A 14,435-nucleotide genomic window follows, 5' to 3' on the forward strand; every position below is an offset into this window, starting at 1 on the left:
GGTGCGCGGCGGCCGGGCGTGCGCGGCGGCGGGGGTGTTTGGCGTGGCGTTTGCGCGGTGTTTGCCGAGCGCTGGCCGAGGGGGCTGAACGCGGGCGCGGGGCAGGCCGTACGAAACTGTGGCGGATCCGGCCCGCCTCGGATCCGCCGCTCGCCAGGCTTCGTACGGAAGGACCCTCGGGTGCCTGTCTCCACCTCCGCCTCCACCCCCTCATCCCCGCTGCCCGACTCGACGGACCCCGAGGAGACGCCGGCGGCCACGACCGCCCCGGCGGACCCGGCGCAGGACACTGAGGCGGTGGCGGAACCCGCGGAGACGGTCGACGCCGACCCGGCGGAGACCGCGGGCGGGGCGGCGGAAGCAGAGGAGGCCGCGGGCGGGGCGGGGGACGCGGGGGGTGTCGCGGAGGCTCGCTGGTGGCGCTGGCGGGGACGGCATCCCCGGGCCGCCCGGGCCGTGTGGTGGACGGTGACCGTCCTCGCGTTCGGGCTCGTGCTCGGGGCGCTGCTGCTGCCCAACCGGATCTCCGGACTCGAGGTCAACAGGTTCACGCGGCTGCCCGTGGAGGCGATCATCGGGGCGGCCCTGCTGCTGGCGCTGCCCCGGCGGCCGCGGACGGTGGTCGCGGTGCTGGGCGGGGTGCTCCTCGGCGCGCTGACCGTGCTGAACGTGCTCGACATGGAGTTCACGGAGTATCTGGGCCGTGACTTCGACCTCGTCCTGGACTGGGGTCTGCTGGACGACGCCCAGTCCTATGTGGCGGACTCGATGGGCCGGGCCACCGCGGTGGGGGCGGCGATCGGCCTCGTCCTGCTCGTCGTGCTGCTGTCCGCGCTCATGGCGCTGGCGACGGTCCGGATCAGCAACCTGATGGCGCGCGACACCCGGCGGGCGACCCGGGCGACGCTGATCGCCGCCACGGCGTGGGTCACCTGCTCCGTCGTGGGCCTGCAGATAGCCGGCATGCCCGTCGCCTCGCACCGCAGCGCGGACACGCTCGTGAAGAAGGCCCGGCAGGTGCGGCAGACCATCAAGGACGAGGCCACGTTCGGCAAGGAGGTCCGTCACGACACGTTCGGGGCCACCCCGGCCGACCAGCTCGTGCCGGACCTGCGCGGCAAGGACATGATCTTCACGTTCATCGAGAGCTACGGCCGCAGCGCCATCGAGGACCCGGTCATGGCGCCGGGCGTCGACAAGACGTTGGGCACGAGCACGCAGGCCCTGGCGAAGGCCGGCTTCCACGCGAAGAGCGGCTGGCTGACGTCGGCCACGTACGGCGGGAGCAGCTGGCTCGGCCACTCCAGCACGTTGTCCGGCCTGTGGGTCGACAACCAGCAGCGCTACCGCTCGGTCATGGCCAGCGACCACCTGTCCCTGACGAAGGCGTTCAAGAAGACCGGCGCCTGGGACACGGTCGGCGTGATGCCGGGCATCCAGAAGGGCTGGCCGGAGGCCAAGTACTACGGGCTGGACAAGGTCTACAACGCCTTCGAGATGGGCTACCAGGGACCGAAGTTCAGCTGGTCGACGATGCCCGACCAGTACGCCCTGGAGGCGTTCCAGCGGCTGGAGCACGGCCGCACCGACCGCGACAAGCCGCTGATGTCGGAGATCATCCTGACCTCCAGCCATCAGCCGTGGGCGCCGATCCCGAAGATGGTGGACTGGGACTCCCTCGGTGACGGCTCGGTGTTCGAGGGCATCGAGAAGGCCGGCAGGAAAGCGTCGGACGTCATCGCCGACGGCGCCGCGTCCAAGGAGGAGTACGGCAAGTCGATCCAGTACTCGGTGACCGCGCTCACGGAGTGGCTGGAGCGTTACGGGACCGACGACACGGTCCTGGTCGTCCTCGGCGACCACCAGCCGATCGCGCGGGTCAGCGGCGACAACGCCAGCCGGGACGTGCCGATCTCCCTCGTCGCCAAGGATCCGAAGGTCCTCGACAAGATCGCCGGCTGGAACTGGACGGACGGCCTCAAGCCTGCGCACAACGCCCCGGTGTGGAAGATGAGCGCCTTCCGCGACAAGTTCCTCACCGCCTACGGCTCGACCCCCCACCCGACGGGCTGACCGGCGGGGACGGCGGCCGCGCCGCCGCCCGGTCGGGGGGCCGGGCGGCGCGAGGCGCACTCCCGGGGCTCAGCCGCCCGAGGTGTCGAGTTCCGCGTCCTCGCTGATGCCCGCGCAGTCGTAAGGGTCCTTCAGCCAGCCGTCGGGGAGGACGACCCTGTTGTTGCCGGAGGTGCGACCGCGGGGCCCGTCGGCGCCGGCGGGCCAGGGCTGGTCGAGGTCCAGCTCGTCGAGTCCGGCGCGCAGTTCGGCGAGGGAGGACGTGATCGCGAGGCGCTTGCGCATCTCGCTGCCGACCGCGAAGCCCTTGAGGTACCAGGCGACGTGCTTGCGGAAGTCGACGACGCCCTTGGACTCGTCGCCGATCCACTCGCCGAGGAGGGTCGCATGGCGGACCATGACGTCGGCGACCTCGCGCAGCGACGGCTCGGCGATGTCGTCCGTGCGGCCCTCGAAGGCGGCCACGAGGTCGGCGAACAGCCAGGGCCGGCCCAGGCAGCCGCGTCCGACGACGACTCCGTCGCACCCGGTCTCGCGCACCATCCGCAGCGCGTCCTGCGCCGACCAGATGTCGCCGTTGCCGAGGACGGGGATCTCGGGGACGTGCTCCTTGAGGCGGGCGATCGCCTCCCAGTCCGCCGTGCCGCCGTAGTGCTGGGCGGCCGTGCGGCCGTGCAGGGCGATGGACGTCACGCCCTCCTCGACGGCGATGCGGCCCGCGTCGAGGTAGGTGATGTGGTCGTCGTCGATGCCCTTGCGCATCTTCATGGTGACGGGCAGGTCGCCGGCGCCGCTGACGGCCTCGCGCAGGATCGCGCGCAGCAGGTGGCGCTTGTACGGGAGCGCGGAACCGCCGCCCTTGCGGGTCACCTTGGGGACGGGGCAGCCGAAGTTGAGGTCGATGTGGTCGGCGAGGTCCTCCTCCGCGATCATGCGGACGGCCTTGCCGACGGTGGCCGGGTCGACGCCGTACAGCTGGATCGAGCGCGGCTTCTCGGTCGCGTCGAAGTGGATCAGCTGCATGGTCTTCTCGTTGCGTTCGACCAGCGCCCGGGTCGTGATCATCTCGCTGACGAACAGGCCCTTGCCGCCGCTGGCTCCATCCTTCGCTTCACCTCCGGCGAAGGCTTCGCCTTCGGCGAAGTGCCTGCACAGGGTGCGGAAGGGCGCGTTCGTGATCCCGGCCATGGGGGCCAGGACGACGGGCGGCCGGACGGTGTGCGGGCCGATCTGCAGGGGGGATGCGGGCGTGGACATTGCTCCATTGTCGCGTACCCGAAGGGGTACCCGGCTTCCCGATCCCCAGTGATCCGTGGACCACTCATTAGTTAGACGCACTATCGATGTCGGCGTACGATGGAACGCATGCCCGAGCTCAGCCCTCGCCGACGCCTGCTGGTCCTCGCGATCTGCTGTATGAGCCTGCTGATCGTGAGCCTGGACGTCACCGTCCTGAACGTCGCCCTGCCCGCCATGCAGCGCGACCTGCACGCGACGACCGCCGGCCTCCAGTGGACGATCGACGCCTACACCCTGGTCCTGGCGGCGCTGCTGATGCTGGCCGGGTCGACCGCCGACCGCGTCGGCCGCAAGAAGGTGTTCATGGCCGGTCTGGTCGTGTTCGCCGTCGGCTCCCTGCTGTGCTCGCTCGCCCCGGACCTGGAGCTGCTGGTCGCGGCGCGGATGGTGCAGGCGGTGGGCGGCTCGATGCTGAACCCGGTCGCCATGTCGATCATCACCAACACCTTCACCGACCCGCGTGAGCGCGCCCGCGCGATCGGCGTGTGGGGCGCGGTCGTGGGCATCTCGATGGCCGCCGGTCCCCTGCTGGGCGGGCTGCTCGTGGAGTCGGTGGGCTGGCGCTCCATCTTCTGGATCAACCTGCCGGTCGGCCTGGCGGCCCTGCTGGCGACCCTGCGGTACGTCCCCGAGTCGCGTGCGCCGAAGGCCCGTCGCCCCGATCCGGTCGGCCAGCTGCTGATCATCGTCCTCTTCGGCTGCCTCACGTACGCGATCATCGAGGCCCCCGGGGCGGGCGCGGCGACCAGCGGTCCCTTCGCCGCCGTCGCGGCCGCCGCACTGGCGGGGCTGCTGTGGTACGAGCCGCGCCGCGCCGAACCACTCATCGACCTGCGGTTCTTCCGCTCGGCGCCGTTCAGCGGGGCCACCGTCGTCGCGATCAGCGCGTTCGCCGCGCTGGGCGGGTTCCTGTTCCTGTCGACGCTGTACCTGCAGAACGTGCGGGGCCTCGACGCCCTGCACGCGGGACTGTGGATGCTCCCCATGGCGGCGCCGACGTTCCTGTGCGCGCCGCTGTCTGGCCGGCTGGTGGGCGCCCGCGGCCCACGGCTGCCGCTGGTCGTCGCGGGGACGGCGATGACGCTCAGCGGGCTGCTGTTCGCCCTGTTCGACGCGGAGACGTCCGACACGACGCTGTTCCTCGGATACGTGCTGTTCGGGGTGGGCTTCGGGTTCGTGAACGCGCCCATCACCAACACGGCGGTGTCGGGCATGCCGCGCAGTCAGGCGGGGGTGGCGGCGGCGGTCGCCTCCACCAGCCGCCAGCTGGGCCAGACCCTCGGCGTCGCGGTGATCGGCGCGGTCCTGGCGGCGGGCGTGAGCGCCTCCTCGTACCGCGCGGACTTCACCGGGGCCGCCGTGCCCGGCTGGTGGATCCTCACCGGCTGCGGCGCCGTCGTCCTCGTCCTCGGCGTGCTGACGACCGGCCGGTGGGCGCGGCGCACGGCCGCGCGCACCGCGGAGCGGCTGGAGGCCCCGGACGTCCGCGAGGCGGCAGGCGTCGGCGCCTGACCCGCGGACGTGCCCGCCGAGGCGCCGGACCGGACGGGCTCGGGATCGCCGGACGGCTGCGGCCGGCGGCGGTCAGGCGGAGTGATGCGGCAGGGCGCCGAGGACGGCCGCGAGGGCGTGCGGGTCGCGGCGGGCGATGTTGTGGCCGACGGGGATCTCGTGGACGCGCCAGCCCGGGTCGTCGCGCAGCCGTTCGGTCAGCTCCGTGAAGGGGCTGCCCGGCCACGCGCCGCCGCTGATGAACGTCCGGCCGGGCGCCGGGCCCGCGCCGAGGTCGCCTCGCAGCCTGACCGACTGGAGGAAGCTCGCCAGCGGGTGGGGTCGCGCGCGCGGGTCGAGTCCTTCGGGCACGGCGACCCATCGGCCGTCGGCGCGGACGCCGGACACGAACAGCTCCCGGAAGGCGTCGCTGGTCAGGGACCAGCAGGAATCCCCGTCGTCCGGGACGTAGGCGTCGATGAAGACGAGCTGGTCGAGTCGGTCGCCGAGCCGGTCCGCGACCCCCGCGATCACCATCCCGCCGTAGCTGTGCCCGCACAGCGCGACAGGCGTGCCGTCGCCGCGTTCGACGATCTCCGCCACCTGGTCGATGTGGGCGTCGAGGTTCGGCGGCCGGTCCGCGTCGACCGGGCCGTCCGGCTCCAGCCCCACCAGGGTCACCGCCTCGACGCGGTGACCGTCGCGGCGCAGCTCGGCGGCCGCCTCGTCGAACGCCCAACCGCCTTGCCAGCCGCCCGGCACCATCACGAACCTCACCGCGTCACGCCCTGGGCGTAGGCGTGCAGCTTCTCCAGGCGTTCCCGGCTCTCCTCGTCCACCGGGGTGTACGTCACCATGCGCGCCCCGTGGTCCGGGCTCAGCCACAGGTCGGTGTGGGTGAGGGTGAGCAGGCCGACGTGCGGGTTGCGGAACTGCTTGGTCTTGCTGCGGGCCACCACCACCTCGTAGCGCTCCCAGTTCTCGCGGAACTCCGGCGACTCCGCCTGCAGCCGCCCGACCAGCATCTTCCACGCGGGCTCGGAGAGGTGTCCGGCCATCGAGGCGCGGAGTTTCGCGGCCATCAGGCGCATGGACGCCTGGAGGTGGACGACCGACTCGCGCCACTGCGGATGCGTGTGGATGAGGACCATGCAGTTGCGGTCCTCGGGCGGGATCGCGTCGAGGTCGCACAGCAGATGGGCGTAGGTGCGGTTGTAGGCCAGGATGTCGTAGCGGCTGTTCTGGACGCAGGCGGGGAGCGGGTCGAGCTGGTCGAGCAGCCGGCGCACGGCGTCGGTGACGCCGGCGCAGGACGAGGCGGGCGTCGGGTCGGTCGCGCCGGCGAGCTGGAACAGGTGGGCCCGTTCGCTCGGGTCGAGCATCAGCGTGCGGGCGAGGGCGTCCAGCACCTGGACCGAGACGTGGATGTCCCGGGACTGTTCCAGCCAGGTGTACCAGGTGACGCCGACGGCCGAGAGATGGGCGACCTCCTCGCGACGCAGCCCCGGGGTGCGGCGGCGCGCTCCGCGCGGGAGGCCCACCTGCTCGGGCGCGATGCGCTCACGGCGGCTGCGCAGGAAGGCGGCCAGCTCGTGACGCCGGATCTCCGAGCCGCCCGTCGCCGCGACGGTCCCTCCCGTCGCCGTCGTCCGAGCCGATCCCGCCGTCCCGGCCGTTGCCACCGCGCCGGCCGCTGCGGCGGTCGTGGTGCTCGTCGTCTCCTGGGCCATGGTCGTCATGTCTCCAGCCTGCCGCCGCGCGGATCCTGTTGCCAGGTACTCCTTCTACCAGGATAAGGAGACTCTGGTACCCGTCTGAGGGGCGGCGCAGGCTCGGCAGCGTGACCCAGACAACCTCGATCCCCGTCCCCCGGCGCACCGGATCCCCGGCGCCGGACCACGCCCTCGGCTCCCTCGGGCTGTTCACGGTGCTGCTCGGCGCGGCGCTCCCCCTCATCGACTTCTTCATCGTCAACGTCGCCCTGCCCACGATGGGCCGCGACCTCGCCGCGAGCGAGTCGGTCCTGGAACTCGTCGTCGCCGGGTACGGGCTCGCGTACGCGGTGCTGCTCGTGCTCGGCGGCAGGCTCGGCGACCTGTTCGGCCGGCGGCGGCTCTTCCTCGGCGGCATGGCCGCCTTCGGTCTGACCTCGCTGGCCTGCGGGCTCGCTCCCGACGCGTGGTCACTGGTCGCGGCCCGGGTCGCGCAGGGCGCGTCGGCCGCCGCGATGGTGCCGCAGGTGCTCGCCACCATCCAGTCCGCGACCGCGGGCCCCCGCCGTGCCAGGGCCATGAGCCTGTACGGCGCGACCGCCGGGCTGTCCATGGTGGCGGGTCAGATCCTGGGCGGGGTGCTGGTGGCCGCGGACATCGCCGGCAGCGGCTGGCGCTCCGTGTTCCTGGTCAACGTGCCGTTCGTGATCGTCGGACTGCTGCTGGCCGTCCGTACCGTCCCGGAGACCCGCTCGCAGCGCCCGGAGCCGGTGGACGGACCCGGCACGGTGCTCCTCGCCGCCGCGCTCCTCACCCTGCTCGCCCCGCTCACCGAGGGCCGGGCCGCGGGCTGGCCCCTGTGGACCTGGCTGTCGCTGGCCGCGTTCCCGCTGGTCACCGGCGCGTTCTACGCCGTGGAGCGGCGGGCCGACCGACAGGGCCGCACCCCGCTGGTCCCGCCGAGCCTGTTCGCGCTGACCACTCTGCGGCGCGGGCTGACGATCATGGCGCCGCTGGCGGTCGGCTTCAGCGGGTTCATGTTCGTGATCGCCGTCGCCCTGCAGAGCGGGGCGGGACTCGGTCCGGTGCGCGCCGGTCTCGCGCTCGCGCCGATGGCGCTGACGTTCTTCCTCGCCTCGCTGGCCGGACCGCGCCTGGTGGCACGGTTCGGGGCGCGGGTGGTGACGGCGGGCGCGGTGCTGCAGGGCGCCGGCGTCGTCCTGATCGTGCTGGCGGTGCGCGCCGACTGGCCGGACCTCGGCTTCGCCGCGCTGCTGCCGGGCGCTGCGGTCGCCGGCGCGGGGCAGGCGCTCCAACTGCCCGTCGTGATGCGGATCGTGATGTCCGAGGTGCCGCCGGCCCGGGCGGGCGTCGGCAGCGGTGTGATGGTGACCACCCAACAGGCCTCGCTGGCCCTGGGCGTGGCCACCCTCGGCACCCTGTTCCTCTCCCTGGTCCCGGGGATGGGCATGCGGGACGCCCTGCTGACCACGCTGGCCGTGCAGTTGGCCGGGGTGGCCGTGACCGGGCTGCTGAGCCTGCGGCTGCCTCGCAAGGTGGGCTGAGGACGGCCGGCAGGGCGTGGGCGCCGCGCGGCGGCCGGAGAACGGCTTGGTCAAGTCGTCCCCCGGGAAGCCCCGTCGACGTCGGTCGTGCTGCACACTCCGAGAGGCCCTCGCGGGGCCGCCGCGAGGCCCTCGGACGCTGGAGACGTCATGCCGGAGAGCAACACGAGCAAGGTGAGCCGCTTCGACCAGCACGGCCGACGGCACGTCGTCCGGGTGCGCCGCGCGGGCATGCAGCGCACCGTCGACTGCGAGACGTGCGGCTGGCGCACGGGGGCGCAGTTCCTGCCCTGGCTGAAGGCGGAGGAGCATCTCGCCCAGGCCCATCAGGCGACCGTGGATCCCTCGGGAGGCGGCGGCGAGCCGCGATGACGTCCGCACCGGAGGGCCGGCCCATGGGCGCTCTGTCCCGTTTCTGCCGCTGCGCGGCGGCGAGTTGACTGCTCCGGGGCCCTGGAACCGCTGTCCGCGGGCTGAAGTACCCTCCGCAGAGGCAGAGGCACCCGGGCGGCCGCGGACGCGCAAGCAGAGGCAGCCGCCGCAACGGGCGCGGACGGGGTCGGGGCGAGGCCCCGGGAGTCGGGCGGAGAGCAGGACGCAATGATCGGGACGGCGTTCCGGACCGCGGACGTGCCGGTGGCGGACAGGTTCGAGTACTGGCGTCAGCTGATGGACCGCACGATCGCGCCCAGCGACATCAGCAGTGACTACGCCGCCGACTTCCGGGCGGAACAGCGGCTGCTCGAACTGGGGCCCGTGCGGGTGTGGCCCGTCCGGGTACTGCCGACGCGGTACCGGCGGAACGCGCGGCTGGTGCGGCAGTCCGACCCCGAGGAGTACCACCTGTCGCTGGTGCTGGGCGGTGGGCTCGGCTTCGACCACGTGGGGCGGTCCGAGACGTACGGCCCGCAGGACCTGTGGCTGTCCGACAGCTCACGCCCGTACGTCGTGGAGCCCCACGGCGCGCAGTCGTCGGCCTCCCCGGCGCCCCCTCTGGTCACCGGGGTGGGCCTGGAGATTCCCAAGTCCCTGTTGCCCCTGCCGTACGCCCGGGTGCGCCACCTCCTGGCCAGACGGCTGTCGGGACGACAGGGACCGGGCGCCCTGCTGACGGGGTTCCTCACCGGCCTGGACCAGCAGTCCGCCTTCCTCCAGCCGTCCGACGCGCCGCGGCTCGGCATGGTCGTGGTCGACCTGCTGACGGCGTGGCTCGCCCATGAACTGGAGGCGGAAGCCGACCTGACACCGGAGGCCCATCGCAGGATCACGGTCACCCGGATCCGGGCGTTCATCCGGGATCACCTGCACGACCCGGAGCTGCGGCCGCCCGTGGTCGCCGCCGCGCACCACATCTCCCTCAGCTATCTGCACCGGCTCTTCCAGGATGAGGGGACGGGAGAGACGGTCGCCTCCTGGATCCGGGGCCAACGGCTGGCGGGCGCCCGCCGCGATCTCGCCAACCCCGCGCTGCTCGCCACGCCGGTGCACGTCATCGCCGCACGCTGGGGCATCACCCGCGCCTCCGACTTCACCCGTGCCTTCCGCACCGCGTACGGGATGTCGCCGACGGAGTACCGGTTCCAGGCGGCGACGCCTCCCGAAGAGGACGAGGGGGGCGAGGGGGACGAGTAGCCGCGTCCGGCGGCAATCCCGACCCGGTCCGACCCGGTCCGGTCCGGTAAGGCCCGGCCGGGGCCTCGGGACTCCGGGGCCGGGTGCCTCAGGACCGGGCCCGCAGTCCCCGCAGCAGCAGGTCGACCAGCGCCGTGAAGTCGCCCTCGACGCCGGGCCGCTCCCACACCCGGTGGTAGCCCGGGTCGTGGAAGCGGCCGGTGGCGTGGAAGACGGCACGGGCGGCGGTCTCCGGGTCGGGGGCGGTGAACGCCCCGGCCTCGACTCCCTCTTCGATGATCCGGGTCAGCTGGCCGGTCAGGTCGGCGAGGTGCTCGTCGACCACGTCGCCGGTCTCCCCGGTCAGCACCATGTACGTGGCGAACAGCTCCGGATCGTCGCCGGCCTTGCGGCGCTTGGCCTCGAAGAGCGCCGTGAGCCAGTCGCGCAGCCGGTCCCGAGGGGGGCGCGTCCCGTCGGCGGTGATCGCGGACAGGGTCTGCGACGTCCGGTCCAGCCACCGCTTCGTGACCGCCGCCCGCAGCGCCGCCTTCGTCCGGAAGTGCCGGTAGACGCTGCCGTGGCTGACGCCGAGCGCGCGGGCCACGTCGACCACGGTGGCCTTGGCCGGGCCGTGGCGGCGCAGCACCTCCTCGGTCGCCTCGAGGATGCGCTCGGCGGTCAGGGTCTCGGTGGTCGGTGGCATGCTCAGACCGTACCCGGAGCGGAGGTCAGCGCTCGCTGTCGAGGTGGGCCATCGCGGCGGCCGCGTAACGCTCGCCGGCGGCCGAGTCGGCGGGTACGGCCCTCTCGATCGCGGCGAGGTCGTCGGAGTCCAGGACGACGTCCAGCGCGCCCAGCGACTCCGCGAGCCGCTCCCTGGTGCGCGCGCCGATCAGCGGCACGATGTCCTCGCCCTGGGCCAGCACCCAGGCGATCGCGATCTGCGCGACGGAGACGCCCTTGTGTTCGGCGATCTTCCGCAGGGCCTCCACCAGGCTCAGGTTGTGCTGGAGGTTGTCGCCCTGGAAGCGGGGCGAGTGGGCCCGGAAGTCATCGGCCGCGAGCTCGCGGTCGGCGGTGAAGTGCCCGGAGATCAGCCCGCGCGACAGCACGCCGTACGCGGTGATCGAGATCCCCAGTTCACGGGTCACCGGCAGGATCGACCTCTCGATGCCGCGGGAGATCAGCGCGTACTCGATCTGCAGGTCGGCGATCGGCGCGGTGGCAGCGGCCCGGCGGATGGTCCGGGCGCCGACCTCGCTGAGGCCGATGTGCCGGACGTACCCCTGCTCGACCAGTTCGGCGATCGTGCCGACCGTCTCCTCGATCGGCACGTCGGGGTCGAGCCGGGCGATCCGGTAGACGTCGATGTGGTCGACTCCGAGACGCCGGAGGGAGTAGGCGGCGAAGTTCTTCACCGCGGCGGGCCGCCCGTCGTAGCCGGCCCAGGAGCCGTCGGGGCCGCGCAGGGCGCCGAACTTCACGCTGGTCAGGGCCTGTTCGCGGCGGGCGGCGGGTGCGGTGCGCAGCGCTTCGCCGATCAGCAGCTCGTTGTGGCCCATGCCGTAGAAGTCGCCGGTGTCCAGCAGGGTCACGCCGGCTTCGAGGGCCGCGTGGATCGTCGCGATCCCCTCGGCCCGGTCCGCGCCGCCGTACAGCGCGGACATGCCCATGCAGCCGAGGCCGAGGGCGGAGACCTGGGGGCCGGTGGAGCCGAGGGAACGGGTTCGCATCGTCATGCACACCAGCCTGACATGACAGATGACAGATTTCAATATCTGTCATTCCATAGTCGCTGCTTCCGGCCCGTCCGGTCGACGCGTCCCACAGGGCGAGGACAATGGAATATGTCGGTGCGCAGTCACCTCGGCGGCGCCTGCCGCCGGCCGAGCGGCCCTTCTGCGCCGCCGTGGAGGTATGCCATGAGCATCCGCATCGCCACGTTCAACATGGAGAACCTCTTCCGCCGACCCACGGCCTTCCGGATCGAGGACCCGGCGAAGCGCAAGGAGATCCTCGACGACTTCGCCGCGCTGGCCGCCCTCCTCGACCTGCCGGTGTACACGGCCGACGACAAAGCCAAGATCGCCGGGCTCATCGAGAAGCACCGGGCGTACGCCATCGACCCGAAGAACCCGCCGCCGATCTACGTGAACCAGTCACGGCCGGGCAAGGACTCCGGACTCTTCAAGACGACGGGCTCCGGGGCGAGCACCCACGTCGAGGTCACCGCCAAGGGCCGTTCCGCGTGGGCGGGTTGGGCCGAACTGGCACAGGACGACTTCGAGCTGAGCGTGGTGCGCAACACCGGCCGGGTGGTCTCGGAAGTGGACGCCGACATCATGCTCACCGTGGAGGTCGAGGACCGGCTCACCCTGGAGCGCTTCAACACCCAGGTGCTGGGCGGGGCGCTCGGACGCCGGCCCTACCCCTACGTCCTGCTGATCGACGGCAACGATCCCCGGGGCATCGACATCGGCATCCTGAGCCGGCACCCGATCACGTCCGTGCGCACCCATATCTTCGACAGCGGGCCCGAGCGTCCCGACCTGCGGCTGTTCAGCCGCGACTGCCCCGAGTACGAGATCCAGCTCAACGGGACGCCCCTGGTGGTCCTCGGCAACCACCTGAAGAGCAAGTTCCAGGACAATCCCGATCTGCGCCTGGCCCAGGCGAAGCGGGTCGCGGAGATCTACCGGGCCGCGCTGGAGCGCACCCCGCACGTCATCGTCGCCGGGGACCTCAACGACGACCCGGACAGCGCCCCGGCCACGGTCCTGCGGGACACCGGCATGCGGGACGTGATGAGTCACCGCGCCTACAGCGGCCTGCCCGGCACCCACGGGACCTGCAAGAGCGAGGAGAACAAGCTCGACTACCTGCTGCTCTCCCCGGAACTGTGGCCGGAGGTCCAGCACGTCGGCCTGGAGACCCGCGGCATCTTCGCCAAGGACATCAAGTCCTTCGACACGGTGACCTCGAAGGGCACGGCGGCCTCCGACCACGCGGCGCTCTACGTGGACGTCGACCTGTAGGCACGGACGAAGCAGCCCCAGGCGTCCGCGCCGAAGAGGAGCGCACCCCGGTCCGGATCCTTGCTGTCCCGAACCGGGACGAGGGAGGGGACGCCTGCGGCGATCTCGAGGCAGTTGCCGCCGTCGCTGTTGCTGTAACTGCTCTTGCGCCAGGCGGCGAGACTGAGGAGGTCGTCGGAGACCTCCAGGCATTGGCCGCCGTCCGAGTTGCTGTAGCTGCTCTTGCGCCACGTCACGCTGCTCAAGTCGATGGCTCGCACGGCACTTCCTCCAGGATGCGCAAGATGAACGTCCGCGACTCGGCGGGACTCAGCGCCAGGTCACGTACCGCATCATATGTGCGGTGCAAACGCTCAACCCTGCCTGTTTCCTCTACCAGTTCACCTCGCACATCGTTTTCGGTATAGGCCACCGTCCGGCCATCCACCAAGCGCAGGAACATCATGTCGGTGCTGTCCAACGAGTGGAGCCCCGTACCGAACGGCAGCACGTGAAGCGTGATGTTCGGACGCTCCACGGCCTCCAGCAAGCACTCCAACTGCTCCCGCCATTCTCGCGGTTCACGTAGCGAGTTACGCAGCACCGCCTCGGACAGAATCATCCGGAACGGGGGTGCATCAACCCCCTCCAGCACCTTGCGTCGCCCAACGCGAGCCTCGACCTGCTGTTCCAGCTCCTCGCCGTTGAGTCCGCCGGCTGCGAGCGCTTCACGTGCGTACGCCGACGTGTGAAGCATCCCCGGAGGCCTGCTCACGCCGTAGTGCCACAGCCCGACCGCCTCCGCCTCCAGGGCCATGTACCGCCGATACTGCTCCTTGAACTGCGACGGGTCCGCGACGGCCAGCTCCCACAGCGTCAGGAGCATCGGCGCCGTCCCATAGTGCTGGTCCAGCGCCTCCACGACCTCGGGGCTGCCGAGGCTCTGCCCGCCCTCCATCTTGCCGAAGGTGGACGCGGTCCAGCCCAGCACCTCCTCCAGCTGCCGCAGGCTGTCCCCTCTGCCCGCCCGCAGCAGGCGCAGCTCCTCCGCGAAGCGTCGCCGGGGCTCCTGGCTGCGCCCCGTGACCACCCTCCTCGCCGGCATCCCACAGCCCTCCCGCATTTGTGGAATTTGCGCGGCACAACGCCCACGAAGGCCTCGTCGACGGCATGTCGGCCCCGCCCGGGGGCCATCCTGACGACACCCCCACCACCCAGAGTATCCCAACCCTCACATTCCGTAGGGAAGTTGGGTATAAGGAGCGGACGACATGCAGCACGAACCCGGCACCCTCCTCTACGACCCGGCCACGGACAGGTTCGGCGAGTACCAGGACCGCTCCGGCCCCTACGCGATGCTGCGACCGGTCGGCGGCGGCCGGGAGTGGCAGGCCGATCCGACGGCGCTGCGACCGGCGACCGAGCGCGAGCGGCTGCACGCGGGCGTGCGCGCGGCGAACGAGCGGGCGCGGACGGACGGCCCGTTCATGCTGGGCCTACGCCGTCCGCCCGAGCCGGTCCCGGACTGCCCGGTGTGCGTCGAGCTCGCGACGCGCCGCGCCGAGGCGCGCGCCGTGTACGACTACAGCGCGGAGACCGACGCCGACGTCCTGCTCCGCGGGCACCAGCGCGAGCGGGGCTGCACGGCATGACGCGAGGCCGGCCCC

At 72.1% G+C, this 14,435-nt stretch carries 14 protein-coding genes; 7 read left to right on the plus strand and 7 right to left on the minus strand.

The window, feature by feature from the left end:
- Positions 1-180: 180 nt before the first annotated feature.
- Positions 181-2,073, plus strand: a complete 1,893-nt coding sequence (locus ABT300_RS13655) for an alkaline phosphatase family protein (protein WP_351674660.1) — start codon at positions 181-183, stop codon at positions 2,071-2,073.
- A 69-nt stretch (positions 2,074-2,142) separates the two neighbouring features.
- Here the strand turns inward: ABT300_RS13655 and dusB are convergent, their stop codons facing one another.
- Positions 2,143-3,330, minus strand: coding sequence for a tRNA dihydrouridine synthase DusB (dusB, locus tag ABT300_RS13660; protein WP_351674661.1), 1,188 nt, complete (start codon positions 3,328-3,330; stop codon positions 2,143-2,145).
- A 108-nt stretch (positions 3,331-3,438) separates the two neighbouring features.
- Here dusB and ABT300_RS13665 point away from each other — a divergent pair, with 108 nt between their 5' ends.
- Entirely contained in the window at positions 3,439-4,884 is a 1,446-nt protein-coding gene (locus ABT300_RS13665; protein ID WP_351674662.1) for an MFS transporter, read from the plus strand.
- Positions 4,885-4,956: 72 nt separating this feature from the next.
- Here the strand turns inward: ABT300_RS13665 and ABT300_RS13670 are convergent, their stop codons facing one another.
- Positions 4,957-5,640, minus strand: coding sequence for an alpha/beta fold hydrolase (locus tag ABT300_RS13670; protein ID WP_351674663.1), 684 nt, complete (start codon positions 5,638-5,640; stop codon positions 4,957-4,959).
- On the minus strand, positions 5,637-6,602 hold the full coding sequence (locus ABT300_RS13675) for a helix-turn-helix transcriptional regulator (protein ID WP_351674664.1): 966 nt from the start codon (positions 6,600-6,602) through the stop codon (positions 5,637-5,639). The genes ABT300_RS13670 and ABT300_RS13675 overlap by 4 nt, the downstream gene beginning before the upstream one ends.
- 101 nt (positions 6,603-6,703) lie before the next feature.
- Between ABT300_RS13675 and ABT300_RS13680 the strand changes: the two genes are divergently transcribed.
- The 3 genes from ABT300_RS13680 (at position 6,704) to ABT300_RS13690 (ending at position 9,772) form a co-directional block, all read left to right on the plus strand.
- Entirely contained in the window at positions 6,704-8,140 is a 1,437-nt protein-coding gene (locus ABT300_RS13680) for an MFS transporter (protein WP_351674665.1), read from the plus strand.
- Between the two features lie 150 nt (positions 8,141-8,290).
- The gene (locus ABT300_RS13685) at positions 8,291-8,512 is read left to right on the plus strand and encodes a hypothetical protein (RefSeq protein ID WP_351674666.1); all 222 of its coding nucleotides are present in this window, start codon (positions 8,291-8,293) and stop codon (positions 8,510-8,512) included.
- 228 nt (positions 8,513-8,740) lie between these two features.
- Positions 8,741-9,772, plus strand: a complete 1,032-nt coding sequence (locus tag ABT300_RS13690; RefSeq protein ID WP_351674667.1) for an AraC family transcriptional regulator — start codon at positions 8,741-8,743, stop codon at positions 9,770-9,772.
- 88 nt (positions 9,773-9,860) lie between these two features.
- Here the strand turns inward: ABT300_RS13690 and ABT300_RS13695 are convergent, their stop codons facing one another.
- Both ABT300_RS13695 and ABT300_RS13700 read right to left on the minus strand, forming a co-directional pair.
- Positions 9,861-10,457, minus strand: a complete 597-nt coding sequence (locus ABT300_RS13695; protein ID WP_351674668.1) for a TetR/AcrR family transcriptional regulator — start codon at positions 10,455-10,457, stop codon at positions 9,861-9,863.
- 25 nt (positions 10,458-10,482) lie between these two features.
- Entirely contained in the window at positions 10,483-11,493 is a 1,011-nt protein-coding gene (locus ABT300_RS13700) for an aldo/keto reductase (RefSeq protein WP_351674669.1), read from the minus strand.
- Between the two features lie 183 nt (positions 11,494-11,676).
- Here ABT300_RS13700 and ABT300_RS13705 point away from each other — a divergent pair, with 183 nt between their 5' ends.
- A complete protein-coding gene (locus ABT300_RS13705; protein WP_351674670.1) occupies positions 11,677-12,789 on the plus strand; it encodes an endonuclease/exonuclease/phosphatase family protein in 1,113 nt (370 codons plus the stop codon).
- Here ABT300_RS13705 and ABT300_RS13710 read toward each other — a convergent pair.
- On the minus strand, positions 12,768-13,049 hold the full coding sequence (locus ABT300_RS13710; RefSeq protein WP_351674671.1) for a DUF397 domain-containing protein: 282 nt from the start codon (positions 13,047-13,049) through the stop codon (positions 12,768-12,770). The genes ABT300_RS13705 and ABT300_RS13710 overlap by 22 nt on opposite strands.
- A complete protein-coding gene (locus tag ABT300_RS13715; RefSeq protein ID WP_351674672.1) occupies positions 13,031-13,873 on the minus strand; it encodes a helix-turn-helix domain-containing protein in 843 nt (280 codons plus the stop codon). The genes ABT300_RS13710 and ABT300_RS13715 overlap by 19 nt, the downstream gene beginning before the upstream one ends.
- Positions 13,874-14,039: 166 nt before the next feature.
- Between ABT300_RS13715 and ABT300_RS13720 the strand changes: the two genes are divergently transcribed.
- Positions 14,040-14,420 (plus strand): hypothetical protein, encoded by a 381-nt coding sequence (locus ABT300_RS13720; RefSeq protein WP_351674673.1) that lies wholly within the window; start codon positions 14,040-14,042, stop codon positions 14,418-14,420.
- Positions 14,421-14,435 lie beyond the last annotated feature (15 nt).

It is taken from the genome of Streptomyces sp. NPDC001027 (assembly GCF_040299045.1).
Classification (GTDB): domain Bacteria; phylum Actinomycetota; class Actinomycetes; order Streptomycetales; family Streptomycetaceae; genus Streptomyces.